Raw genomic sequence first — 21,030 nt, 5'->3', positions numbered from 1 at the left:
TTCGCGGGTCTTGTCTGCTGCTCGCGCGGGGCGGGTCACCCCGCCCGCGCGGATGGCCCGCCGCGCGGGCGGGCCGGTTGCCGGTTGAACGGCCGGCTTAGAAGGTCACACCGAAGCTCAGGCTGACGAAGTCGCGATCGTCGACGGTGGAGTACTTGCCGTCGAAGTAGTTGGTGTAGGCCAGGCTGGCGGTGTAGGTGTTCAGGTAGTCGGCGTCGATACCCAGGCTGACTGCCTTGCGGCCTTCCTCGAAGTTGCCGCCGGGGCCGGGGGAGTAGCCGTCCACGTCGTGGGACCAGGCCACGTTGGGCTTGAGGTTCACACCGGCGAAGACGTCGTTGTAGTCCCAGATCGCACGGGCGCGGTAGCCCCAGGAGTCAGCGGTGGTGAAGCCGTCGCTTTCGCACTTGCGCGACAGGTTGTTCTGCGGACCGGAGCCCAGAGTGGACGCGTTGAGCGCCTCGCAGGTCGGGCGGCCGTTGAGGCTGCCGTTCAGCGGGCCCGGGCCGAACACGGGGTCACGGCCGTAGCGTGCATCGTTCTGGCTTTCCAGACCGCCAACGTGGGTCCAGCCGACTTCACCCACCAGGGTCAGACGCTCGGCGCCCATGACCTGATCGAAGAAGTGGGTGAAGGTGGTCTGCAGTTGGGTAACTTCCTTGCGGCGGTAGCCATGCAGGTCCTGGCCGGCGGTGCCGGTCAGCACGGAGGCGTTGTCGTAGACGTGGTTGCCGCCGATGGACACCGGGTCGAGGCCGGAATACAGGATGTCGGTGGTGTTCAACTGCACCGGTGCGTTCGGGCGGTAGCTGATCTCGCCCTGCCAGGCGGTACCGGTGGGCAGCGTGGTGGAGAAGCTCAGGCCGTACAGGCGGATGTCTTCGGGGTACTCGATGAAGTAGCTCGAGTTGCCCGCCATCGCCGCCGCGCCGGCCTGGGCCGCCAGGGACGGACTGATCGCCGCGATGTTGGTGATCAGTTGATTGATCTGCGCCACCTTGGAGGCATCGGCGCCACGACCGCTGAAGATCGGCAGGCGGCTGTGATAGTTCATGTAGTAACCGCCGAACTCGGTGTTCAGGCTGTCGGCGAAGTACTTCAGCGAGAAGCCGTATTGGCCGCTGTCGCGGGCGTCACGGTCCGGGCCGCGCTGGACCACCAGGCCTTCGTTCCACGGCGACGGGGTCACCGCCAGGTTCGGGCCAAGCAGGCCGTTCAGGGTGCGGATCGAGGCCGCGTTGTTGGTCAGCACCGCGAGGTTCTGGGTACAGCCGTCAGCCACCACGTCCGGCTGGGAGAAGAAGGTGCCGCAGTTGTCGACCACCGTCTGGTCCCACTCCAGCTGGTAGAAACCTTCAGCGGAAAGGTTCTCGGTGAGGTTCTGTGACAGGTAGAACATGTTCACCGGCACCAGGGCTTCCTTGATCTCGGAGCCCGGGCGGCGGAAGGCGGTGACGTCGAACGGGTTGATCACGCTGATACCGTTCTGGATGAAGGTACTTTCACCCCAGTTCACCACCTGCTTGCCCAGGCGCACGGTGCCCGGCAGGTCGGCGATGTTGTAGTTGTGGTAGATGAAGGCGTCGAGGATTTCACCGCCGGAGGCCTGGGCGGCTTCCTTGCGGTTGTGGTCGGAGAGCGGCTTGAACTCGGTGTTCTCATCCTTCTGCTCGAAGTCGTACCAGTACTTGCCGCGCACGAAGACGCCGGTGTCACCGTACTTGAGCTCGAGGTCGTGGATGCCCTTGAAGATCTTCGAGAAGGTCTTGCCGGCCTTGTAGTTCAGGTGGCCGTCGTCGGAGGTCTGGGACAGGCCCTTGCCGCCGTTGTTCACGCCGATGAGGTTGCTGTTCGGATTCTGCGTCGACCAGCTGGCCCCCACGGACAGCGTCGAGTCGAACGAGCCTTCGATTTCCCCGATGTTGAAGCTGACGGCGGAAGCAGGAGCCGCCAGCGAAGAAGCCAGGCTGACTGCCAGCGGCAACCGTGCCAGGCGCCAGATATGTTGCATGGTTTTCATCGACGCTACTCCATGTGTTTTTTGTTATGAGTAGCGGCGACTATATCCAGCGTCCTACGGTGCTTGATCGCTCGAAAGTGTGATTTGTCTTACAAAGGCCCTGACTAGACGCTTGCGCAGAGCCCGAGGTGGCGTGGTCACTGGGCTGCGCCGTGCCAAGCGCTTGCTTGGCACGGCCGCCCGCAATCCGTGACTTGCCGGTCGTCGGTCACACCGTGGAGAGGAAGGCGCTGCCGGCCTCTTGCCATTGGGCGATGTCTACCCGGATACGCTTCTTGTCGAGCTTGCCGACACTGGTCTTGGGAACTTCAGTAACAACGGCGATCTGCGAGGGAATTGCCCATTTGTTGATGTGGCCCTGCTCGACGAAAGGCTTGAGGTGCTCGCGCAGCGCCTTGGCATCCAGGGCCTGGCCGTCGCGCAACACCAGCAGGGCGAACGGGCGCTCGCCCCACTGCGGATCGGGCACGCCGACCACCGCGACTTCGCGCACCGCCGGATGACGGCTGATGAGGTCTTCCAGCTCCAGGGAGGACAACCATTCGCCGCCGGTCTTGATCACATCCTTGATACGGTCGCGGATATCGATGAAGCCCATGCCATCGAGGGTCGCCACGTCGCCGGTATGCATCCAGCCGCCGGCCCAGAGCTCCTCGCCCTTCTCCGGCTCGCGGAAGTAGCCCTGGGTCAGCCAGGGCGCGCGCAGCACCAGCTCGCCCTGGGACTCGCCGTCGGCCGGAAGGAACTGACCGTGTTCGTCCATGATCGCCGCTTCCACCAGTGGCACCGGCACACCGGCCTTGATGCGGTAGGTGGTGCGCTCATCCTCGCTGCCGGCGCAAAGCTCCTGGTTGAGGTAGCCACAGGAAATCAGCGGGCAGGTCTCGGACATCCCATAGGCGGCGGTGAGCTGGATGCCACGGGCCTTGGCGGCGTCATACAGCGCATGGTTCAGCGCGCTTCCGCCGATGATGATCTTCAGCCCGCCGAAGTCGTGGTCCCTGGCGCTGGCGGCGTTGAGCATCATCTGCAGGATGGTCGGCACGCAGTGGGAGAAAGTCACCTTCTCCTCGCGGATCAGCTTGCACAGCAATTCCGGCTCGTAACGCCCCGGATACACCTGCTTCACCCCCAGCATGGTCGCGACGTAGGGCACACCCCAGGCATGGACGTGGAACATCGGGGTGATCGGCATGTACACATCATCCGTGCCCATCAGGCGGATGCTGTCCAGGCTGCCGATGGTCGAAGCCATCGCCAGGGTGTGCAGTACCAGTTGGCGGTGAGTGAAGTACACACCCTTGGGGTTACCGGTAGTGCCGGTGGTGTAGAAGGTGGTCGCCACCGAGTTCTCGTCGAAATCGGGGAACGCGTAGCGCGGGCTGGCGGCGGCCAGCAGGGTCTCGTACTCGCCGACACAGTTGGGCAGCGCGCAGGTCTTGTCGGCGCCATCGGTAATCAGCAGGGTCTTTTCCACCGTGGTCAGTTGCCCGGCGATGCCCTGGTAAAGCGCGGCGAACTCGCTGTTGACCAGCACGAAGCGGTCGTCGGCGTGGTTCATGGTGTAGAGGATCTGGTCCGGCGAAAGACGGATGTTGATGGTGTGCAGCACCGCGCCGATCATCGGGATGGCGAACATGCACTCCAGGTAACGGTGGCTGTCCCAGTCCATCACCGCCACGGTGTCACCGGCCTTCACACCGGCCTCGGTCAGTACGTTGGCCAGCCGCGCAACGCGCTCGTTGAACGTGGCGTAGGTGTAACGCACGCTGTCGCGATAGACGATCTCCCTGCCCTTTTCATAACGGCTGCCGGACAGCAGCAGGCTCTTGATCAACAACGGATACTGATAGGCGTTCTGGGCAGCAGGGATGACGCGGGTTTTCAGCATGGCGTGCGCACTCTCAAGGCTGGATTTCGAGTTGAGTCTCATCAGGATGAGACCGACTCTAGAGCGCTGCGCCGAGCCATTCATCAGTCAAAAGAGTGATTTGCCGATGACTCTTTGGCGACATCCGGTCACGCGGTAGAATCCTGGCGCCCGGCCGTTCACGGCCGGTACCCGTATAGCGCATCACAACAAGAGCGAAGAGGTAAGTCATGTCCGAGATCGTCATCGTCAGCGGCGCCCGTACTCCCATGGGCGGCTTCCAGGGCAGCCTGTCCGGCGTTTCCGCCGTCGACCTGGGCGCCATCGCCATCCGCGAAGCCATTTCCCGTGCCGGCATCCAGCCCGAAGACGTACAGGAAGTGATCATGGGCAACGTGCTGCCCGCCGGTCTGAAACAGGGCCCGGCCCGCCAGGCGTCGCTGAACGCCGGCCTGCCCGCCGCCACCGGTTGCACCACCATCAACAAGCTCTGCGGCTCGGGCATGAAGGCGGTGATGCTGGCCCACGACCTGCTCAAGGCAGGCAGCAACAGCGTGATGGTCGCCGGCGGCATGGAAAGCATGTCCAACGCGCCCTACGTGATCGAGAAGGCCCGCACCGGCCTGCGCATGGGCCATGGCGAGATCAAGGACCACATGTTCCTCGACGGCCTGGAAGACGCCCGCACCGGCCGCCTGATGGGCTCCTTCGCCCAGGAAACCGCCGACCAGTACAACGTCACCCGCGAGGAAATGGACGCCTACGCCATCGAATCGCTGAAACGCGCCCAGGCTGCTATCAAGGATGGCTCGCTGGCCTCGGAAATCGTCCCGGTAACCGTCACCACCCGCAAGGGCGAGACCGTGGTGAAGGACGACGAGCAACCGCTGACCGCCAACCTGGACAAGATCCCCGGCCTGCGCCCGGCCTTCCGCAAGGACGGCACCATCACCGCGGCCAACGCCAGCTCCATCTCCGATGGCGCCTCTGCACTGGTCCTGATGACCGCCGAAGAAGCCGCCCGCCGCGGCCTCAAGCCGCTGGCGAAGATCGTCGCCCACGCCACCCAGAGCCAGGACCCGGCCGAGTTCACCCTGGCCCCGATCGGCGCCATGACCAACCTGTTCAAGAAGGCGGGCTGGAGCAAGGACGACGTCGACCTGTTCGAAATCAACGAAGCCTTCGCCATGGTCACCATGCTCGCCATGCGCGAACACGGCCTGGACCACGCCAAGGTCAACGTCTATGGCGGCGCCTGCGCCCAGGGCCACCCGGTCGGCTCCACCGGCTCGCGAATCATCGTCACCCTGATCAACGCCCTGCAGAAGAAGGGCGGAAAGCGTGGCGTCGCCTCGCTCTGCATCGGCGGCGGCGAAGCCACCGCGGTGGCGATCGAGCTGGTCTGATACTTCGTCGGGCATGAAAAAGGGGCGCCTCGGCGCCCCTTTTTCATTCGGAACAAAGCATTCCTGTAGGAGCGAGCTTGCTCGCGAACCGCTTCGACGTGGACTTGGTTCGCGAGCAAGCTCGCTCCTACGAAAAGCCGCGTTCAGCGCAGCTCGGTGAACGCCAGCTTGATCCCCAGCCCCACCAGCACCACGCCCATCATCCGGTCGAACCAATGGCCCATGCGCGCGAAGCCGGCGCGCACACGCTGCTGGCTGAACAACAGCGCAACCAGACAGAACCAGGTGGCAGTCGCAAAGGCCAGGTACACGCCGTATCCAGCCTGGACCAGCAACGGCGTGTGCGGGTTGATCACCACCGTGAACAGCGACAGGAAGAACAGCGTGGCCTTGGGATTCAGGCCGTTGGTGACGAAGCCGGCAACATAGGCACCTCGTGCCGTCCGTGCGACCGGCGCAGCAATGGCTTCAGTCGCCGCCGGGTCGGCCGGGCGTGCCCGCAGCGCCTTGATGCCGATGTACAGCAGGTACGCCGCCGCCAGCCATTTCAGTGCATTGAACAGCACGATCGACTGCGAGACGATCAGGCCGATGCCCAGCAACGAGTAGGTCACGTGCAGGAAGATCGCGCTGCCCACGCCCAGGGCCGCCCAGGTGCCGGCGCGGCGGCCGTGGGTCACGCTCTCGCGCACCACCACGGCGAAATCCGGGCCGGGGCTGGCCACCGCCAGCAGGTGAATGAACGCCACCGTGAGAAATTCCGCCCAGTACATCGCGCCTCCGAACAACCGCCGAGAAAACCTCATCTTCTATACGAATCGACCGGCAACCGACAAGCCGCTGGCAGGCGGCCCGGAAGCTAGTGCGCGCCAGCGTGGCCAAGACCGTGCAGCAGCGGCAGCTGACGCAGCGGGCAGGCCTGCCAGGGCGAAAGGTAGTCGGCGAAGGGGCTTATCCCGTCGAGCAACTCCATACCACTGCGGATAAGGCGCTTGCCGGCCTCCCAATCCTCGTTGGCCAGGGCATGGCCGAGCACCATCGAGATCAGGTATTGCTCCCAGCAATCGAACGCCGCACGGGCCTGACGAGCCATGTGGCGCAGGGCATTCCAGAGCGTCTCTTCATCCAGCAACCCGGCGCTGAAAGCCAGCCGCGCACCGAAGGCTGCACGCTCCAGATCGTAGGCCAGCAGGGTCTGACACTCCTCGATCATCTCCGGATCGTGCCCGGCCTTGAGCAATGCCCGCCGCGCCTGCTCGAAGCGCGTCCCACAGGCCACTCCACCAGATTGCCGCTTACCGCCCACGGTGCCGAGTTGCCCAAGCAAGGGGTCCAGCTTCAGTCGACTGCCATGGCCCATCAGCCACTCCATACGCTGGAGAACCCCATTCTGGTCGGTGGCGCTCCAACGTTCGGCGAGCCAGGCCCGGTTCAGTTCCCGTTCATGGTCCGCAATTGCCAGGGCATCGGCACGCGCGCCGCCGCTGGTGGCAATCATCGCCCCGAAGGCCAGCAGTGCCCGCTGCGCAGGAAGGCCGAGCCTTTTGACCGAGTGTTCCGAGTGCAGGACCACCTCGGCCACCTGTATGCCCGCCAGCGGATGCGCCTGCCACAGGCCAGCCAGCGCAGTGCCTTCGCGCTTGCCCCCCATGAGTTCCTTGAACGCACGGATCGCCAGCGAAGTTTGTTGCCCGTCGCGCAGCAGGGTTGCCCGTCCCAGCACGAAGGAGGCGGCGTAGGCCTGCCAGTCGGCGAAGGTTCGGATCGCCGCGTCGGCCACCCAGGCCAGGGTCAACCAGGCTTCGGCTTCGGTGAGGTATCCACAGGCGCGGCAGCGACGTGCCAGCCAGGCGATGCATTCGTAGTCATGGGCGGCCATCGACAAATGGCACGGCAACGCCAGGCCGGCCTTGACCCAGGCCTGCTTCGCCCGCTGCCAGCGCAGCCGCTGCTCACCGTCGAAGGCACTGGATTCGTTGCGCTGCAGGCGCTGAAAGTCACCGTCCAGTAGCTGGCCGTGGGCTTCGAGCAACATGTCCTGCAAGGTGCTGCGAGCCGAACCGGCATCGCCGATGCCCCAGCATTCGCCCAGCTCCCTGGCCAGACCGGCGGCGACCTCAGGGCGCTCGCGAACCAGCGAGTGACCAACCGCCCCATTACAGGCAGCCATCAGTGCGCCGAAGCACAGCAGGGCCTCAGGACCGGCCGAGGGGCTCGGGCGGCGTCGCCGCGCCCGTGGCCCGGGAGAATGCGCACCACCGCGCAGCCCGACGCGTGCGCCGAGCGCCCGAATAGCTGTGAGGCTGGAAAGAATCCATCCCATCATCGCGGCTCACCTCAAGATTTCGATGAGTGCAATCTACGAAGCCATTGGCGCTCGGCGGATGAGGGAAAACTGAAACGCCTGTCAGACTTTTCAATCAAACATCTACCATCAGTGCAAGGCAGCCCAGCCGTGCGCTCGCGGGAAGCCAGGGTTGTCCGCGGCGGCGGTTGTGCCGAGAATCCCCTTCATCCCGCCCTTCCGATCAAGGTGTCATCGCTCATGAATCCTGCTCGCGCCGTCTTCCTCGACCATGCCTCCCTAGACCTCGGTGACCTCGACCTCGCGCCGCTGCGCGCGCCCTTCGGCGAACTGGTCCTGCACGGGCGCAGCGACACGCAGCAGGTGGCCGAGCGGCTGCAGGGCGCGCAGGTGGCGATCAGCAACAAGGTGCGCATCGGCGCCGAAGTGTTCGCGCAATGCCCTGATCTCAAGCTGATCCTGGTGGCCGCCACCGGCACCAACAACGTCGACCTCGAAGCCGCACGCCAGCACGGCGTGACCGTGAGCAATTGCCAGGGCTACGGTACCCCGTCGGTGGCCCAGCACACCCTGATGCTGTTGCTCGCCCTGGCCACCCGGCTGCCGGATTACCAGGCGGCGATCCGCGAAGGCCGCTGGCAGAAGTCGCCACAGTTCTGCCTGCTGGACTTCCCCATCGTCGAACTGGAGGGCAAGACCCTCGGCCTGCTCGGCCACGGCGAACTGGGTGGCGCGGTGGCGAAGCTCGCCGAAGCCTTTGGCATGCGCGTGCTGCTCGGCGCCCTGCCCGGCCGCCCGCCGCGCGCCGATCGCCTGGCGCTGGAGGAGTTGCTGCCGCAAGTAGATGCCCTGACGCTGCACTGCCCGCTGACCGAAGCCACGCGCAACCTGATCGGCCAGCGCGAACTGGACCTGATGAAACCCAGCGCCTTCCTGATCAACACCGCCCGCGGCGGGCTGGTCGACGAGCAGGCGCTGGCCGACACCCTGCGTCGCGGCCACCTGGGCGGCGCCGCATTCGACGTACTCAGCGTGGAACCGCCGAAGGACGGCAACCCGCTGCTGGCCGGCGATATCCCGCGCTTCATCCTCACCCCACACAGCGCCTGGGGCAGCCGCGAGGCCCGGCAGCGCATCGTCGGCCAGTTGAGCGAGAACGCCGCCAGTTTCTTCGCCGGCGAACCGCGCCGGGTGGTGGCGCCATGAGCCTGCACCTGGTTTGCGGCGACGGTGCCGCCGATGCCCTGCGCCGCGCGGTCGAAGCAGGCGTGCTGACCGAGAAGAAAATCCGCGTGATGCCGGACGACCTGGCCGTCGGCCCGCTGAGTGACGTCGACACCCCACCCTGCCAGCAACGCGCTGCGTTCTGGCACGAGCTGGGCGGCGAGGCCCTGCAGGACAGGGAAATCGCCATCGAACTGGCCACCGAAGTGAACTGGCTGCGCAGCCCCGACGTACCCGCCGTCACCCTCTGGCACGGCGACAGCGCCAGCGAGCAACTGCTGCTGCGGCGAGTCTGCGCGCTGCTACCCGCGCACGTCTCCCTGCGCAGCGTTGGCGCCGGCAGCGGCCAGTGCCGCAGCGAGGACCGCCACGCCATCGCCATGCTCAAACCCGAGGAACTGGCCAACGCCCTGGCCGGCAGTCATGAACTGGAAGCCACCAAGCGCCAGCGCCTGGGCGCGGACTGGCAGCGTGCGCTGCTCGAGAACGCCGAGTTGCGCCTGTGGCTCGATGGCCAGTTGAGCGGCACCGGTTACGCACACATCGACCGCATCCTGCTGGATAGCGCCAGCGAATCCTGGCGCCCGGTGCAATCGCTGATCGGGCCGACCATGGCTTACGTCGACGGCCTGTTCGTCAGCGACCTGTTGGCCGCCTGGCGCCTGCGCGCACAAGTCGCGGCCGGCGCCCTGGAACTGCGTGGCGAGGACTTCTGGAAGAACGCCGAGGTGCGGCTCGCCTAGGCTCGGCCGCGGCAGCCCTGCTAAACTCGCGCCCTTTTTTCGAGGAGGCCGCATGTCCAACGCCCCCACCAGTGAAGTGCTGCTGCGCCAGATCGAGCGCTTCCAGGGCCGCGTCCTGCTCGCCGGCCTGCCCGCCGACGCCCTGCTCGGCGACCTGCCCCAGGCGCAAGGCTGGAGTTGGCACGCCGGCGAGGCCCGGCAGCTCGAAGCCCGCTACGCCGGCCGCTGCCACTTCGGCGCCACTCCGCCCGAGGGTCAGTTCGACGCCGCTGTGCTGTTCCTGCCCAAGTCCCGAGAACTGACCGATTACCTGCTGGCCGCGCTGGCCAGTTGCGTGCCGGACGGCGAGCTGTACCTGGTCGGCGAGAAGCGCGCCGGTGTCGAACGCGCCAGCAAGCAGCTCGGTGAATTCGGCCGCGCCAGCAAGCTCGACAGCGCTCGCCACTGCCAGCTTTGGCACACGCACATCGACGGCGCCCCAACAGCGCCCGACCTGCATGCCCTCGCACAACGCTATGAACTGCCCCTGGCCGACGGCCCGCTGCAAGTCATCACCCTGCCGGGCGTGTTCAGCCATGGCCGCCTGGATCGCGGCAGCGCGCTGCTGCTGGAGCACCTGGACAAGCTGCCGGTCGGTCACCTGCTGGACTTCGGCTGTGGCGCCGGCGTGCTCGGCGCGACGCTCAAGCGACGATATCCACAAAGCCGGCTGACCCTGCTGGACGTCGACGCCTTTGCCGTCGAAAGCAGCCGCCTGACCCTGGCCGCCAACGGGCTGGAAGGCGAAGTGATCGCCGGCGACGGCATCGACGCCGCACCGAGCGAGCTGGCCGCCATCGTCAGCAACCCGCCCTTCCACCAGGGCGTGCACACCAGCTACGCCGCCACCGAACACCTGTTGCGCCAGTCCGCCCGCCACCTGGCGCCCGGCGGCGAGCTGCGCCTGGTGGCCAACAGCTTCCTGAAATACCCGCCGCTGATCGAACAGCACCTGGGCCATTGCCGCACCCTGGCCGAGGCCGACGGCTTCCGACTCTACAGCGCCCGGCGCTGATCCCAGGCTCGCACTACACTCCACCGAGCCTGCCCGGATCGGCGCATCGCCGCTCGCCCTGAACTATCGAGGACACCCGTGAATCGCAGAATCAAAGATGACGTCGAACTGACATTCGCCATGGGGCCGAAGGAGAAGCCGCATCACCTCAAGCGCTCCCTCAAGCCACGCCACCTGAACATGATCGCCATCGGCGGCTCCATCGGCACCGGGTTGTTCGTCGCCTCCGGCAGCACCATCGCCACCGCCGGCCCCGGCGGAGCGTTGCTGGCCTACGCACTGATCGGGCTGATGGTGTTCTTCCTCATGACCAGCCTGGGCGAACTGGCGGCCTACATTCCCGATTCCGGCTCGTTCTGCACTTATGGCAGTCGGTTCATCGACGATGGCTTCGGTTTCGCCATGGGCTGGAACTATTGGTACAACTGGGCGGTGACCATCGCTGCGGAGCTGGTGGCGGCGCAACTGGTGATGAAGTTCTGGTTCCCGGAAGTCTCCGGCATGTACTGGAGTGCCGGCTTCCTCGGCATCATGTTCATGCTCAACTTCTTCTCGGTGAAAGGCTTTGGCGAGAGCGAGTTCTGGTTCGCGCTGATCAAGGTCGTCGCCGTGGTGATCTTCATCGGCATCGGCCTGGCCAGCATCATCGGCATCATGCACGGCATCGACAGCCCCGGTTTCAGCAACTTCACCACCGGCGATGCGCCTTTCGTCGGCGGCCTACAGGCGATGATCGGGGTGGCGATGATCGCCGGCTTCTCGTTCCAGGGCACCGAGCTGATCGGCGTGGCCGCGGGCGAGTCTGAGAACCCGCAGAAGTCCATTCCCATCGCCATCCGTCAGGTGTTCTGGCGAATCCTGATGTTCTACATCCTGTCGATCTTCGTCATCGGCATGCTGATTCCCTACACCGATCCGAACCTGCTCAAGACTGACAGCAGCGACATCAGCACCTCGCCCTTCACCCTGCTGTTCGAGCGCGCGGGCCTCGCCGCCGCGGCCGGCGTGATGAACGCGGTGATCCTCTCGGCAATCCTCTCCGCGGGCAACTCGGGCATGTACGCTTCCACCCGGATGCTCTACACCATGGCCACCCAGGGCAAGGCGCCGCGCCTGTTCACCCAGGTGTCCGAGAGCGGTGTGCCGCGCTACGCGCTGTACGCCACCACGCTGATCGGCGCGCTGTGCTTCCTCACCAGTTTCATCGGCGACAAGACCGTCTACACCTGGCTGCTGAACGCCTCGGGCATGTGCGGCTTCATCGTCTGGCTGGGCATCGCCGTGTCGCACTACCGCTTCCGCAAGGGCTTCGTGCTGCAGGGCGGCAACCTCGACGACCTGCCCTACCGCGCCAAGTGGTTCCCCTTCGGCCCGCTGTTCGCCTTCGTCCTCTGCCTGGTCATCACCCTGGGGCAGAACTACCAGGCCTTTGTCGGCGACCACGTGGACTGGGCCGGCCTGGTCGCTACCTACATCACCATCCCGCTGTTCCTCGCCATCTGGCTGGGCTACCGCTTCAAGAACAAGACCCGCTTCATCCGCTACGAAGACATGGACATTCGCCCCACCCGCGAATGATCCGACGCGCAGGCTTGCCCAAGTCCGAGGACTTGGGCAGAATGCGCCCCGTCCTAGGGGAGTAGTCTCCCGCGAGCGCCCTGCTCGCCCGGTACGCGTCAACACACTTGGTCCGCAGACCATGGCGCGTACGATCCAGGCCTGCAGCGTTCAGGCCCGGGTTTGACAAGACCTATGACACGAGCAACCTGACCCGGGGCGGGCAGGTGGCGCGTGTCATGGTGATTAGTCGACCCGCCCCCTTTAGGAACGCCTGATGGAATCCCTCTTCGTCCCCACCCTGATCGTTGCCCTCGCGGAAATCGGCGACAAGACGCAACTGCTCGCGCTCGTCCTCGCCGCGCGTTTCCGCAAGCCCTGGCCGATCATCGCCGGGATCATCGCCGCCACCCTGGCCAACCACTTCGCCGCCGGCGCCGTCGGCAGCTGGGTCGCCAGCTTCTTCTCCGAAGCCACGCTGAGCTGGGTACTGGCCGTGTCCTTCCTGGCCGTCGCCGGCTGGACTCTGATCCCGGACAAGCTGGATGACGACGAAGAAGGTTCGCTGAAGAAATTCGGCCCCTTCCTCACCACCCTGATCGCCTTCTTCCTCGCCGAGATGGGCGACAAGACCCAGGTCGCCACGGTGATGCTGGCCGCGCAGTACCCGCACTTCTGGCTGGTAGTGATCGGTACCACCCTGGGCATGCTGATCGCCAACGTACCGGTGGTCCTGGCCGGCAACTTCGCCGCCGAGCGCCTGCCGCTGAACCTGATCCGCCGCCTGGCTGCCGCAGCCTTCGCCGTCCTCGGCCTGGCCGCCGTGTACCACGCGCTGAAACTGGGCGGCGTGTTCTGACCGACAGCTTTTCGAAGGGAGGCTGGCGCGCCGGCCAATGCCTGTGTATCGCCTGCGATACACAGTGGCGTTTCCGCCTCCTACGACAAAGGATGTCGCCATGCCGGAAAAAGACCTGAAGAAAGTCGCCCGCCATCACATCGACCTGGCCTGGAACAAGGGGCACCTGGCGCTGGTGGAACAACTGCACAGCCCGGACTTCATCTACAAGAGCGCCTTCACTGCCCAGCCGCTGGACAACGCCGGTTACCGGGCCCTGGTGGAGGAAATCCGTGGCGGCATGGATGACCTGGAAGTGGCCGTCGAGGAGTGCATCCGCGAGGGCAACAAGGTCTTCACCTGGAGCACGTTGATGGGCTGCATCGTCAGGCCTGTGCTGGGTTACCCGGCCAGCGACCGCATCGTCAGCATCTCGGCCATGGGCTTCTGGGTGTTCAACAGCCAGGACCAGGTGCAGGAGTTGTGCACGCTGTTCGACATGGAAAGCTTCCGCGCACAGATGGGGCTGCCCAATCGACCGTTCGCGGAGAAGGCGCTGCCCTGACAAAGAAAAAGCCCGGCATCCGCCGGGCTTTTCTTTATTCGTTCCCGGTGCTGCTCTTGTAGGAGCGAGCTTGCTCGCGAACAGGAGTCACTCGGTGTTATGCGGTTCGCGAGCAAGCTCGCTCCTACAGTGACCCTAGCCTCGAGCTCAGAGGTAATCGTTGGCGTGGAACCAGGAAATGGCCCGCTCCAGCGTATCCTGCAACGGCACATGCGACTCGAAGCCCAGCTCCTCCCGCGCCTTGCGGCCGTCGAGGAACTGCCCGCCGGCCATCACCTCGATGGCGGTGTCGTCAAGCAACGGCATCTTGCCGGTCAGGCGATAGCGCCAGCGCCCCAGGGTCGCCAGCGCGCGGGCGCGGTGCAGCGGCATCGGCGTTGGCGCCGGCTTGCCCAGCAACCTGGCGATGGTCGCGGTCAGCTCGGCCATCTCGATGTTGTGCCCGGTGAGCAGGTAACGCTCCCCTACCCGGCCACGCTCCAGAGCCTTGAGCAGACCGCGCCCGGCCTCGGAGGCATCGATGACATTTCGCCGCCCCGGCACGTAATGCAGCATCTCATCGCGGCCGATGGCGGTGATCAGGCGCCCGGTGGTCGGGCCGATGTCCAGCTCGCCCAGCACCATGCCGGGAATCCCGATCACCACCGGCAGCCCGCCGCGAGCCTGTTCTCGGGCCTGTTCGTCCAGCGCCCACTTGCACATCACGTAGGCACTCTTGCCGGTGGGCAGCCCTTCGTAGAACAGCCCTTCGTGCCCCGGCAACCCTTGCGGATGCGAAGGCATGGCGAACGCCGAGCCGACGTAGAGGATGCGCGGCACCTTGGCCTGCAGGCAGGCCGCATAGAAATGGTTGGTCAGGTCCAGTGCGCTGGCGACTTCCTCCTGCCAGCGGCGCGGCCGCACCGGGTAGTAGCCGGCGCTGAAAATCACCGCATCGAGGCCGCTCAGCGCGCGGGCCATGCCCTGGTGATCGAAGAGTTCGGCTACCCGGCACTCAGGCTCCAGGTAGGCCAGGCGCTGGATCTGCGACGAGGGTCGGTGGATCAGCACCAGCTGGTGGCCGGCCGCCTTGATCGCGCGGGCGGCGTGGTGGCCCAGGAGCCCGGTGGCTCCGAGTACAGCGATTTTCACGGGTGCTCCCTGTTCACTGGATAAAGCGGCGCAACCTTACGCCGCTCCTGGCCGTTCGAGAGAATCACGAACCACTGCTTAATGGGTCTTGGCCTGCTCGTAGAGCGGCATGACCTTCGGGATGGCGGCCTGCAGGTTGGCCATCCGCGTGCTATCCGCCGGGTGGGTGCTGAGGATTTCCGGCGGTGCGTCGCCCCCGGCTTGCCCCATCTTCTGCCACAAGGTGATAGCGGCGTTGGGGTTATAACCGGCCCGCGCTGCCAATTCCAGGCCAATCAGGTCGGCCTCGTTCTCATTCTGCCGACTGTTGGGCAGCGTCATGCTGTATTCGACGACCTGGTGGGCGAGGTCCACGCTGGTCTGGCCCAGGCCCAGCAACTGGCCGCCCAGGCCGAGGCCGACCTGTTCGGCATAGGCGCGGGACATGGCCTCGCGGCCGTGCTCGCGCAGGGCGTGGGCGATTTCGTGGCCCATCACCGCGGCGAGTTCGTCGTCGGTCAGCTTCAGCTTATCGATCAGCCCGGTGTAGACGATGATCTTGCCGCCGGGACCGCAGTTGGCATTGAGCTCGTCGCTCTGGATCACGTTGACTTCCCACTTCCACGACGGCGCATCCTGGCGGAATGCGCCGGTCTGCGGGATCAGCCGGTCGGCGATGGCCTTCACGCGCTTGGCGTCGCTGCTGCTGGCATCCAGCTTGCCGGCCTTGGAAGCCTCGCTGAGGGTCTGCTGGTAGGACTGCGCATACATCTGGTCGACCTGCGCGCTGGACAGCATGCTGAACATGGTCTGTTTACGCTCGACGCCAACGACGCCGCCGCTGGTGGTGTTCACCTGCTGGCAGGCAGTAAGCATCAGCGCGGCGGCCAGGCCGGCGATACGGAAAACTCTGGGCATGTTGCTCTCCCGAAACAATGCAATCTCCCACGGACAGCGCGCATGGTAGGCCCACCCCCGGTGCCCGGCAACTGCCAGGAAACAGCCGGCGCAGCAGTGACTTACGAAACCGGACCGGCTGATCGGAAGATGCCGGGGGCCATCTGTCGTGGCATAGGCAGCAGAGGCCATCGCACCGGCGCGCCTCCACCACGGAACAACCGTCGCCGGCGCCCTCGTCCCCCGTTCAAGCACAGGTTCAAGGCGCTCGGCGCAGCCGAGTAATTTCATTTTGACATCACATGCTAGACCTCCCGGCCAGCGCCGACAATCCTGCGACAGGCGGTGAACAGCCGCGTTACAACCCATTACAACGGCCGCCTAAGGAATTTCCCCGGTCCTGCCGATACAGATAGACACGCAGGCTTCTGGCGCATTCCGGGTACCCGTATGAAATTCAAGTCGATCCAGTTTTCCGTGGTGGCGCTGGCCGGTGCCAGCGTTCTGGCAGTGGTCGCGGCGCTGGTGCTGTACGCATTGTTCGCCGGCTCTCGGACCCAGGCGCTGGTGCAGGAGCGCACCCAGGCGCTGCTCGAACAGGTGATCAACGAACGCCTGGTGGCCATGGCGCGCGGCCAGGTCGCCCAGATCCAGCGCGAGCTGGAGTACCCCCTGACGGTCGCCCGCGACCTGGCCAATACCAACGCCCTGCTCGACGAAACCGACGCCAATGGCCAGCCGCTGCTGGGCATCGGTCGCGCCGGCATGTCCAACCTGCTGCGCCAGACCGTGGCGCAGAACCCCAAGCTGCTCGACGCCTTCGCCGGCTGGGAACCCAACGCCTTCGCCGGCAACGACAGCCAGTACTCGGGGCTACCCGGCTATGACGCCAGCGGCCGCTTCATGCCCTGGTGGTACCGCAAGGACGGCGGCCTCACCGTCGAGGCCATGGGCGACACCCTGGAAAGCCAGAAGATGCAGCCCACCGGCGTGCGTGAAGGCGAGTACTACCTGTGCCCGAAAGAGAAGCACCAGCCGTGCATCATCGACCCGGCGCCCTACGAAATGGGCGGCAAGATGGTGCTGATGTCCTCCTTCAACGCGCCGATCATGGTCAAGGGCCAGTTCAAGGGCACCGTCGGCGTCGACCTGTCGCTGGACTTCATCCAGGACCTGCTCAAGACCGCCGACAGCCAGCTCTACGACGGCGCCGGCGAGATGGCACTGATTTCCACCAACGGTCGCCTGGTCGCGTACACCAAGGACCCAGCCAAGCTCGGCGAATCCGCCAGCAGCGTGCTCGACGCCAATGAGGTGGCCAACCTGGCCAAGCTCACACTCGATCAGCCGCTGACCTCACTGGACAAGGAGCACGGCCATATCGAACTGTTCCTGCCCTTCACCATCGCCGACTCCGGCGCGCGCTGGACGCTGATGCTGCAATTGCCGCAGGAAGCCGTGCTGGGCGATCTGAACAAGCTGCAGAACGATCTGAAATCCCAGCGCGACAGCGACACCCTGGGCATGACCCTGGTCGGCCTGCTGATCGCTGCCATCGGCCTGGCCGTGATCTGGCTGGTCGGCCACGGCATCGCCCGCCCGCTGCGCCAGCTGGTCGGCATGCTCGACGACATCGCCCAGGGCGAAGGCGACCTGACCCGTCGCCTGACCAGCGACCGCGCCGACGAACTGGGTTCCATCGCCAAAGGCTTCAACACCTTCCTGGTCAAGCTGCAGGGCATGATCGGCCAGGTGGTGACCTCGGTGCAGCACGTCAGCGATTCCTCCGAGCACACGGCCGACATCGCCATCCGCACCAACCAGGGCGTGCAGAAGCAACTGGCGGAAATCGAACTGGTGGCCACCGCCGTCCACGAGATGACCGCCACCGCCCAGGACGTGGCGCGCAACGCCACCCACGCGGCAGAAGCGGCCAACCATGCCGACCAGGCCGCGCACCACGGCAAGCGCATCGTCGAGAGCAGCTCCACGGCGATCCAGGCGCTAGCCAGCGAGATCGGCCGCGCCGTCGGTGTGGTGCAGTCGCTGGCCCGCGACAGCGAGAATATCAACGCGATCCTGGTGGCCATCCGCGGCATCGCCGAGCAGACCAACCTGCTGGCGCTCAACGCCGCCATCGAGGCGGCCCGCGCCGGCGAACAGGGCCGCGGCTTCGCCGTGGTCGCCGACGAAGTGCGTAACCTGGCGCAGAAGACCCAGCAGGCCACCGAGGAAATCCAGTCGATGATCCAGCAACTGCAGAACGGCACCCGCGAAGTGGTGCAGGTGATGCAGCAGAGCCAGGACAAGACCGAAGACAGCGTGCGCCATGCCGGCGAAGCGGCCCAGGCGCTGGAGTCGATCACCCAGGCGGTGTCGGTGATCAACGACATGAACACCCAGATCGCCAGCGCCGCCGAGGAGCAGAGCGCGGTGGCCGAGGACATCAACCGCAACGTCAGCAACATCGGCATGGTCGCCAACCAGGTGGCCGGCGGCGCCGACGAGGCCTCCCAGGCCAGCGCCGAGCTGACCAAGCTGGCCGAGCAGCAGCGGCGGCTGGTGAATCAGTTCAAGGTGTGAGGCATGCCGTCTGACGCCACGGCGTCAGACGGCCACCCATGGCGACATGGGTTTCGTAGGAGCGGACTCTGTCCGCGATGGCCCCCAGCTCGCGCGGAAACATCGCGGATGAATCCGCTCCTACGGGAATGCTCTCAAGCGGGCGTCAGACACTCCGGCCCATTGCAGGCGGGGTCGTTGATGAAATGCGCCAGCGCCTGCTCGCGCAACCGCGCCTGGGGCAACAGCAGCAACTCATTCAAGCGCGCCGTTTCAGTGTCGCTCGACAGCCACTGCGCCTGCTCGGCGACATCCAGAACCAGAGGGCGACGCATGCCGCCCGCCTCCTGGGTCAGCATCGCCACGCTGTAATAGGTGTGGCCCTCCACCGGATACGCCTCCCACACCCCCGCGAAGCAGATCAGGCCGCCACCGGAAACCCAGTGCGGCCGCTTGCGCACGCCGCGCCACTCGTAGAAGCCGTTGGCCGGCAGCAGGCAGCGGCGCTGGGCAAAGGCATCGCGGAACATCGGCTGTTCGGCGATGGTTTCGACACGGGCATGGGCGGGAGTGCGTGACAGGTCCTTCAACCAGGCAGGCGTCAGGCCCCAGCGCGCGAGGTCGGCATGGCGTGTGCCGTTCTCCTCGCGCAGCATCAGCACGCGCGCGCCGGGCGCGAGGCTCCACTGCGGCTGCAGGTCGGCAGGGAAGCCGGCGCTGTCGGCCAGCTCGCGGTTCCAGCGGAACAAGGCGTAGCGGCTGGTCATCGGGACTCGTTGAAGGGATTCAGCAAAGCAGGACGCCCGGGCCGCCTTCGTGATCGTCAGCGGGCCCCGGCAAGGGTTGCGCGGCATTGTACGCGGCGATCAGCTCCCGCGCCCGCTCGGCCATCTCATCCTCGACCCAGAGGTGCAGCAGCCCCATGCCCGGCAACTCGCCGATGCCGCCGACCAGGTGACGCCCGCCCAGGTGCGACGAAATGCCCTCGTTGGCCAGCATGCCACCCAGCAGTTCGGCTTCGATCAGGTCGGCAGGTGCGTAGATTCGCTGCATCAATCGTCCTCGCGCTGGACTTCCAGGGACCATTCCACCCCATCGGTGTGGAGCTGGAACAGGATCGGCCGGCAACACACCGGGCAATCTTCATAGTAGCTCTGGTCGCCTCCGGAAAGGTCGAGCACAGCCTCGGCCGGCTCGCCGCAATAAGGGCAGGAATAGGCCTGACTTTCGAGCATCGCTGGTTCCCCCGTGACTTCCGTTTATAATCGCGCGGTCTTTTTGGGCGCCCGCCTGACCGGTGAGTCGGCGGCATACCCTTCCGGACCGTCTACATCGCGGCCCGACCCGTGATACCCCCGAGCATTCATTAGAGAGCATGATGGGCGAGTTCGAAGCCATCCGACCGTACAACGACGCCGAAGTCCCGGCTGTCCTGCAGCGCCTGCTGAGCGATGACGCCTTCCTCGGCGCGCTGGCGCGTTACCGTTTCCCGCGTCTGTCCGGTCCGTTCGGCTGGCTGCTCAGACCTCTTATAGCCCATCGGCTGGCCCGCGAAGTCACCGGCATCCGCAGCGTCGTCGCGCTGCAGGACAAGTTCGAGCCCTACGTCGACCGGACCATCGAGCACGCCACCGACGGCGTCACCTATTCGGGCGTCGAGCGCCTGAAATCCGGCCGCGCGTACCTGTTCATAGCCAACCACCGCGACATCGTGATGGACCCGGCCTTCTGCAACTACGCGATCTTCCACGCGAAGCTGCCGACGCCGCGCATCGCCATTGGCGACAACCTGCTGCAGAAGCCCTTCGTCAGCGACCTGATGCGCCTGAACAAGAGCTTCATCGTGCACCGCTCCATCAGCGGCCGGCGCGAGAAGCTGGCGGCGTACCAGAACCTCTCGGCCTACATCAATCACTCGATCTGCCAGGACGTCCAGTCGATCTGGATCGCCCAGGCCGAAGGCCGCGCCAAGGACGGTGACGACCGCACCGATTCGGCGATCCTCAAGATGTTCCACATGAGCCGCAAGGACGAGCCGTTCGCCGAGGTGATCCGCGAGCTGCACCTGATCCCGGTGTCCATCAGCTACGAATACGACCCCTGCGACGCCGCCAAGGCCCGCGAGCTGTACACCCGCGCCACCACCGGCGAGTACAGGAAGGCGCCGGGCGAGGACGACCGCAGCATCGTGCAGGGCATCACCGGCTACAAGGGCCGGGTGCACATCAACTTCGGCGAGGAGATCACCGGCGACTTCGCTGACGCCAAGCAGCTCGCCGCCGAGCTGGACCGGCAGATCCTCGGCAACTACCGGCTGTTCCCGGTGCATTACCTCGCCTACGAGGCCTCCGAGCTGCGCGATGCCGCGCTGAACGTGCCCCGCGCCGAGACTCTGTTCAAGGCCGAGGAACTGCAGCGTGCGCGCACCGAATGGGAGCGTCGCCTGGGCGAATGCCCCGTGGAGCAGCGCGGCCACCTGATCCTGCAGTACGCCAACCCGGTGTTGAACCAATACCGGCTCAAGCCGCAGGCATGAAAAAAGGCGCCCTCGGGCGCCTTTTGCTTTCGCTCGTTACTGGCCGAGCTGCGTGCTGTACCAGCTCACGGCAAGCGCCAGCGTCATGCAGGCAAAGCCGAAACGGTAGAAGAAGCGATTCATCCGCGCGGTCGGCTCGACGCTGTCCAGGGGGACCGGTGCGACTTCGCTTTCGGCAGCCAGGCGCGCCAGGGCGAGGCGTTCACGGCGACGGGTCGCCAGCAGCAGCCAGCCTCCGGCCAGGGCGAAGAACAGGGCCAGGTCGTTCACGATACGACCGGGATGGGCCTGGAAGAGACTCCAGAGCGCCTGCAGCGACATCACAACCTCCGCTTCAGAACTG

The 21,030-nt window shown here is 65.7% G+C and carries 19 protein-coding genes and 1 riboswitch; of the genes, 9 read left to right on the top strand and 10 right to left on the bottom strand.

What is annotated here, in order from left to right; translation table 11 throughout:
• Nucleotides 1-97 precede the first annotated feature (97 nt).
• Both G4G71_RS08460 and G4G71_RS08455 read right to left on the bottom strand, forming a co-directional pair.
• Complete coding sequence (locus tag G4G71_RS08460; RefSeq protein WP_169936775.1) at nucleotides 98-2,020, bottom strand: DUF1302 domain-containing protein; 1,923 nt, start codon at nucleotides 2,018-2,020, stop codon at nucleotides 98-100.
• 208 nt (nucleotides 2,021-2,228) lie between these two features.
• Nucleotides 2,229-3,911 (bottom strand): fatty acid--CoA ligase, encoded by a 1,683-nt coding sequence (locus G4G71_RS08455; protein ID WP_169936773.1) that lies wholly within the window; start codon nucleotides 3,909-3,911, stop codon nucleotides 2,229-2,231.
• Nucleotides 3,912-4,120: 209 nt separating this feature from the next.
• Between G4G71_RS08455 and G4G71_RS08450 the strand changes: the two genes are divergently transcribed.
• Entirely contained in the window at nucleotides 4,121-5,296 is a 1,176-nt protein-coding gene (locus G4G71_RS08450) for a thiolase family protein (protein WP_169936771.1), read from the top strand.
• Nucleotides 5,297-5,439: 143 nt separating this feature from the next.
• Here G4G71_RS08450 and G4G71_RS08445 read toward each other — a convergent pair whose 3' ends face one another.
• Together G4G71_RS08445 and G4G71_RS08440 are read right to left on the bottom strand one after the other, a co-directional pair.
• Complete coding sequence (locus tag G4G71_RS08445) at nucleotides 5,440-6,069, bottom strand: LysE family translocator (RefSeq protein ID WP_169936770.1); 630 nt, start codon at nucleotides 6,067-6,069, stop codon at nucleotides 5,440-5,442.
• A gap of 86 nt (nucleotides 6,070-6,155) precedes the next feature.
• Complete coding sequence (locus G4G71_RS08440; RefSeq protein WP_169936769.1) at nucleotides 6,156-7,622, bottom strand: DUF1266 domain-containing protein; 1,467 nt, start codon at nucleotides 7,620-7,622, stop codon at nucleotides 6,156-6,158.
• Between the two features lie 219 nt (nucleotides 7,623-7,841).
• Between G4G71_RS08440 and G4G71_RS08435 the strand changes: the two genes are divergently transcribed.
• The 6 genes from G4G71_RS08435 (at nucleotide 7,842) to G4G71_RS08410 (ending at nucleotide 13,582) form a co-directional block, all read left to right on the top strand.
• Nucleotides 7,842-8,807, top strand: a complete 966-nt coding sequence (locus G4G71_RS08435; RefSeq protein ID WP_169936768.1) for a 2-hydroxyacid dehydrogenase — start codon at nucleotides 7,842-7,844, stop codon at nucleotides 8,805-8,807.
• Nucleotides 8,804-9,568, top strand: coding sequence for a DUF1835 domain-containing protein (locus G4G71_RS08430; protein WP_169936767.1), 765 nt, complete (start codon nucleotides 8,804-8,806; stop codon nucleotides 9,566-9,568). Before G4G71_RS08435 ends, G4G71_RS08430 begins: the two co-directional genes overlap by 4 nt.
• A gap of 52 nt (nucleotides 9,569-9,620) precedes the next feature.
• Nucleotides 9,621-10,622, top strand: coding sequence for a class I SAM-dependent methyltransferase (locus tag G4G71_RS08425; protein ID WP_169936765.1), 1,002 nt, complete (start codon nucleotides 9,621-9,623; stop codon nucleotides 10,620-10,622).
• 120 nt (nucleotides 10,623-10,742) lie between these two features.
• Nucleotides 10,743-12,200, top strand: a complete 1,458-nt coding sequence (locus G4G71_RS08420) for an amino acid permease (protein WP_169942560.1) — start codon at nucleotides 10,743-10,745, stop codon at nucleotides 12,198-12,200.
• A 44-nt stretch (nucleotides 12,201-12,244) separates the two neighbouring features.
• Nucleotides 12,245-12,451: riboswitch (yybP-ykoY riboswitch) on the top strand.
• Nucleotides 12,452-12,456: 5 nt separating this feature from the next.
• Nucleotides 12,457-13,038 (top strand): TMEM165/GDT1 family protein, encoded by a 582-nt coding sequence (locus G4G71_RS08415; RefSeq protein ID WP_024762660.1) that lies wholly within the window; start codon nucleotides 12,457-12,459, stop codon nucleotides 13,036-13,038.
• Between the two features lie 100 nt (nucleotides 13,039-13,138).
• Complete coding sequence (locus G4G71_RS08410; RefSeq protein WP_054908645.1) at nucleotides 13,139-13,582, top strand: ketosteroid isomerase-related protein; 444 nt, start codon at nucleotides 13,139-13,141, stop codon at nucleotides 13,580-13,582.
• A 147-nt stretch (nucleotides 13,583-13,729) separates the two neighbouring features.
• On the opposite strand, the gene G4G71_RS08405 is transcribed toward G4G71_RS08410, so the two are convergent.
• Together G4G71_RS08405 and G4G71_RS08400 are read right to left on the bottom strand one after the other, a co-directional pair.
• Nucleotides 13,730-14,713, bottom strand: a complete 984-nt coding sequence (locus tag G4G71_RS08405; RefSeq protein WP_054908644.1) for an NAD-dependent epimerase/dehydratase family protein — start codon at nucleotides 14,711-14,713, stop codon at nucleotides 13,730-13,732.
• Between the two features lie 78 nt (nucleotides 14,714-14,791).
• A complete protein-coding gene (locus G4G71_RS08400; protein ID WP_169936763.1) occupies nucleotides 14,792-15,610 on the bottom strand; it encodes a M48 family metallopeptidase in 819 nt (272 codons plus the stop codon).
• A gap of 429 nt (nucleotides 15,611-16,039) precedes the next feature.
• Here G4G71_RS08400 and G4G71_RS08395 point away from each other — a divergent pair, with 429 nt between their 5' ends.
• The gene (locus tag G4G71_RS08395; RefSeq protein ID WP_169936761.1) at nucleotides 16,040-18,172 is read left to right on the top strand and encodes a methyl-accepting chemotaxis protein; all 2,133 of its coding nucleotides are present in this window, start codon (nucleotides 16,040-16,042) and stop codon (nucleotides 18,170-18,172) included.
• A gap of 134 nt (nucleotides 18,173-18,306) precedes the next feature.
• Here the strand turns inward: G4G71_RS08395 and G4G71_RS08390 are convergent, their stop codons facing one another.
• From G4G71_RS08390 to G4G71_RS08380, 3 genes are read right to left on the bottom strand one after another with little or no spacing between them, the layout of a single operon-like run.
• A complete protein-coding gene (locus tag G4G71_RS08390; protein ID WP_169936759.1) occupies nucleotides 18,307-18,918 on the bottom strand; it encodes an SOS response-associated peptidase in 612 nt (203 codons plus the stop codon).
• A 19-nt stretch (nucleotides 18,919-18,937) separates the two neighbouring features.
• Nucleotides 18,938-19,204: a putative signal transducing protein gene (locus G4G71_RS08385; RefSeq protein ID WP_169936757.1), complete on the bottom strand. Its 267-nt coding sequence runs from the start codon at nucleotides 19,202-19,204 to the stop codon at nucleotides 18,938-18,940.
• Nucleotides 19,204-19,386, bottom strand: a complete 183-nt coding sequence (locus G4G71_RS08380; RefSeq protein WP_017519730.1) for a CPXCG motif-containing cysteine-rich protein — start codon at nucleotides 19,384-19,386, stop codon at nucleotides 19,204-19,206. Before G4G71_RS08380 ends, G4G71_RS08385 begins: the two co-directional genes overlap by 1 nt.
• 140 nt (nucleotides 19,387-19,526) lie before the next feature.
• On the opposite strand from G4G71_RS08380, the gene G4G71_RS08375 reads away from it, so the two are divergent.
• The gene (locus G4G71_RS08375; RefSeq protein WP_169936755.1) at nucleotides 19,527-20,687 is read left to right on the top strand and encodes a 1-acyl-sn-glycerol-3-phosphate acyltransferase; all 1,161 of its coding nucleotides are present in this window, start codon (nucleotides 19,527-19,529) and stop codon (nucleotides 20,685-20,687) included.
• A gap of 36 nt (nucleotides 20,688-20,723) precedes the next feature.
• On the opposite strand, the gene G4G71_RS08370 is transcribed toward G4G71_RS08375, so the two are convergent.
• Nucleotides 20,724-21,008 (bottom strand): hypothetical protein, encoded by a 285-nt coding sequence (locus G4G71_RS08370; protein WP_169936753.1) that lies wholly within the window; start codon nucleotides 21,006-21,008, stop codon nucleotides 20,724-20,726.
• Nucleotides 21,009-21,030: the final 22 nt, after the last annotated feature.

Origin of the sequence: Pseudomonas multiresinivorans, from assembly GCF_012971725.1 — a bacterium.
Classification (GTDB): domain Bacteria; phylum Pseudomonadota; class Gammaproteobacteria; order Pseudomonadales; family Pseudomonadaceae; genus Pseudomonas; species Pseudomonas multiresinivorans.
This window is presented reverse-complemented; position numbering and strand designations above follow the sequence as displayed.

What these genes read in the sequence shown, in the direction of transcription:
- G4G71_RS08460 (WP_169936775.1), bottom strand. Translation starts at nt 2,020, where the DNA reads ATGAAAACCATGCAACATATCTGGCGCCTGGCACGGTTGCCGCTGGCA.
- G4G71_RS08435 (WP_169936768.1), top strand. Translation starts at nt 7,842, where the DNA reads ATGAATCCTGCTCGCGCCGTCTTCCTCGACCATGCCTCCCTAGACCTC.
- G4G71_RS08375 (WP_169936755.1), top strand. Translation starts at nt 19,527, where the DNA reads ATGATGGGCGAGTTCGAAGCCATCCGACCGTACAACGACGCCGAAGTC.
- G4G71_RS08410 (WP_054908645.1), top strand. Translation starts at nt 13,139, where the DNA reads ATGCCGGAAAAAGACCTGAAGAAAGTCGCCCGCCATCACATCGACCTG.
- G4G71_RS08395 (WP_169936761.1), top strand. Translation starts at nt 16,040, where the DNA reads ATGAAATTCAAGTCGATCCAGTTTTCCGTGGTGGCGCTGGCCGGTGCC.
- G4G71_RS08430 (WP_169936767.1), top strand. Translation starts at nt 8,804, where the DNA reads ATGAGCCTGCACCTGGTTTGCGGCGACGGTGCCGCCGATGCCCTGCGC.
- G4G71_RS08450 (WP_169936771.1), top strand. Translation starts at nt 4,121, where the DNA reads ATGTCCGAGATCGTCATCGTCAGCGGCGCCCGTACTCCCATGGGCGGC.
- G4G71_RS08440 (WP_169936769.1), bottom strand. Translation starts at nt 7,622, where the DNA reads ATGATGGGATGGATTCTTTCCAGCCTCACAGCTATTCGGGCGCTCGGC.
- G4G71_RS08390 (WP_169936759.1), bottom strand. Translation starts at nt 18,918, where the DNA reads ATGACCAGCCGCTACGCCTTGTTCCGCTGGAACCGCGAGCTGGCCGAC.
- G4G71_RS08400 (WP_169936763.1), bottom strand. Translation starts at nt 15,610, where the DNA reads ATGCCCAGAGTTTTCCGTATCGCCGGCCTGGCCGCCGCGCTGATGCTT.
- G4G71_RS08370 (WP_169936753.1), bottom strand. Translation starts at nt 21,008, where the DNA reads ATGTCGCTGCAGGCGCTCTGGAGTCTCTTCCAGGCCCATCCCGGTCGT.
- G4G71_RS08420 (WP_169942560.1), top strand. Translation starts at nt 10,743, where the DNA reads ATGGGGCCGAAGGAGAAGCCGCATCACCTCAAGCGCTCCCTCAAGCCA.
- G4G71_RS08445 (WP_169936770.1), bottom strand. Translation starts at nt 6,069, where the DNA reads ATGTACTGGGCGGAATTTCTCACGGTGGCGTTCATTCACCTGCTGGCG.
- G4G71_RS08455 (WP_169936773.1), bottom strand. Translation starts at nt 3,911, where the DNA reads ATGCTGAAAACCCGCGTCATCCCTGCTGCCCAGAACGCCTATCAGTAT.
- G4G71_RS08415 (WP_024762660.1), top strand. Translation starts at nt 12,457, where the DNA reads ATGGAATCCCTCTTCGTCCCCACCCTGATCGTTGCCCTCGCGGAAATC.
- G4G71_RS08425 (WP_169936765.1), top strand. Translation starts at nt 9,621, where the DNA reads ATGTCCAACGCCCCCACCAGTGAAGTGCTGCTGCGCCAGATCGAGCGC.
- G4G71_RS08385 (WP_169936757.1), bottom strand. Translation starts at nt 19,204, where the DNA reads ATGCAGCGAATCTACGCACCTGCCGACCTGATCGAAGCCGAACTGCTG.
- G4G71_RS08380 (WP_017519730.1), bottom strand. Translation starts at nt 19,386, where the DNA reads ATGCTCGAAAGTCAGGCCTATTCCTGCCCTTATTGCGGCGAGCCGGCC.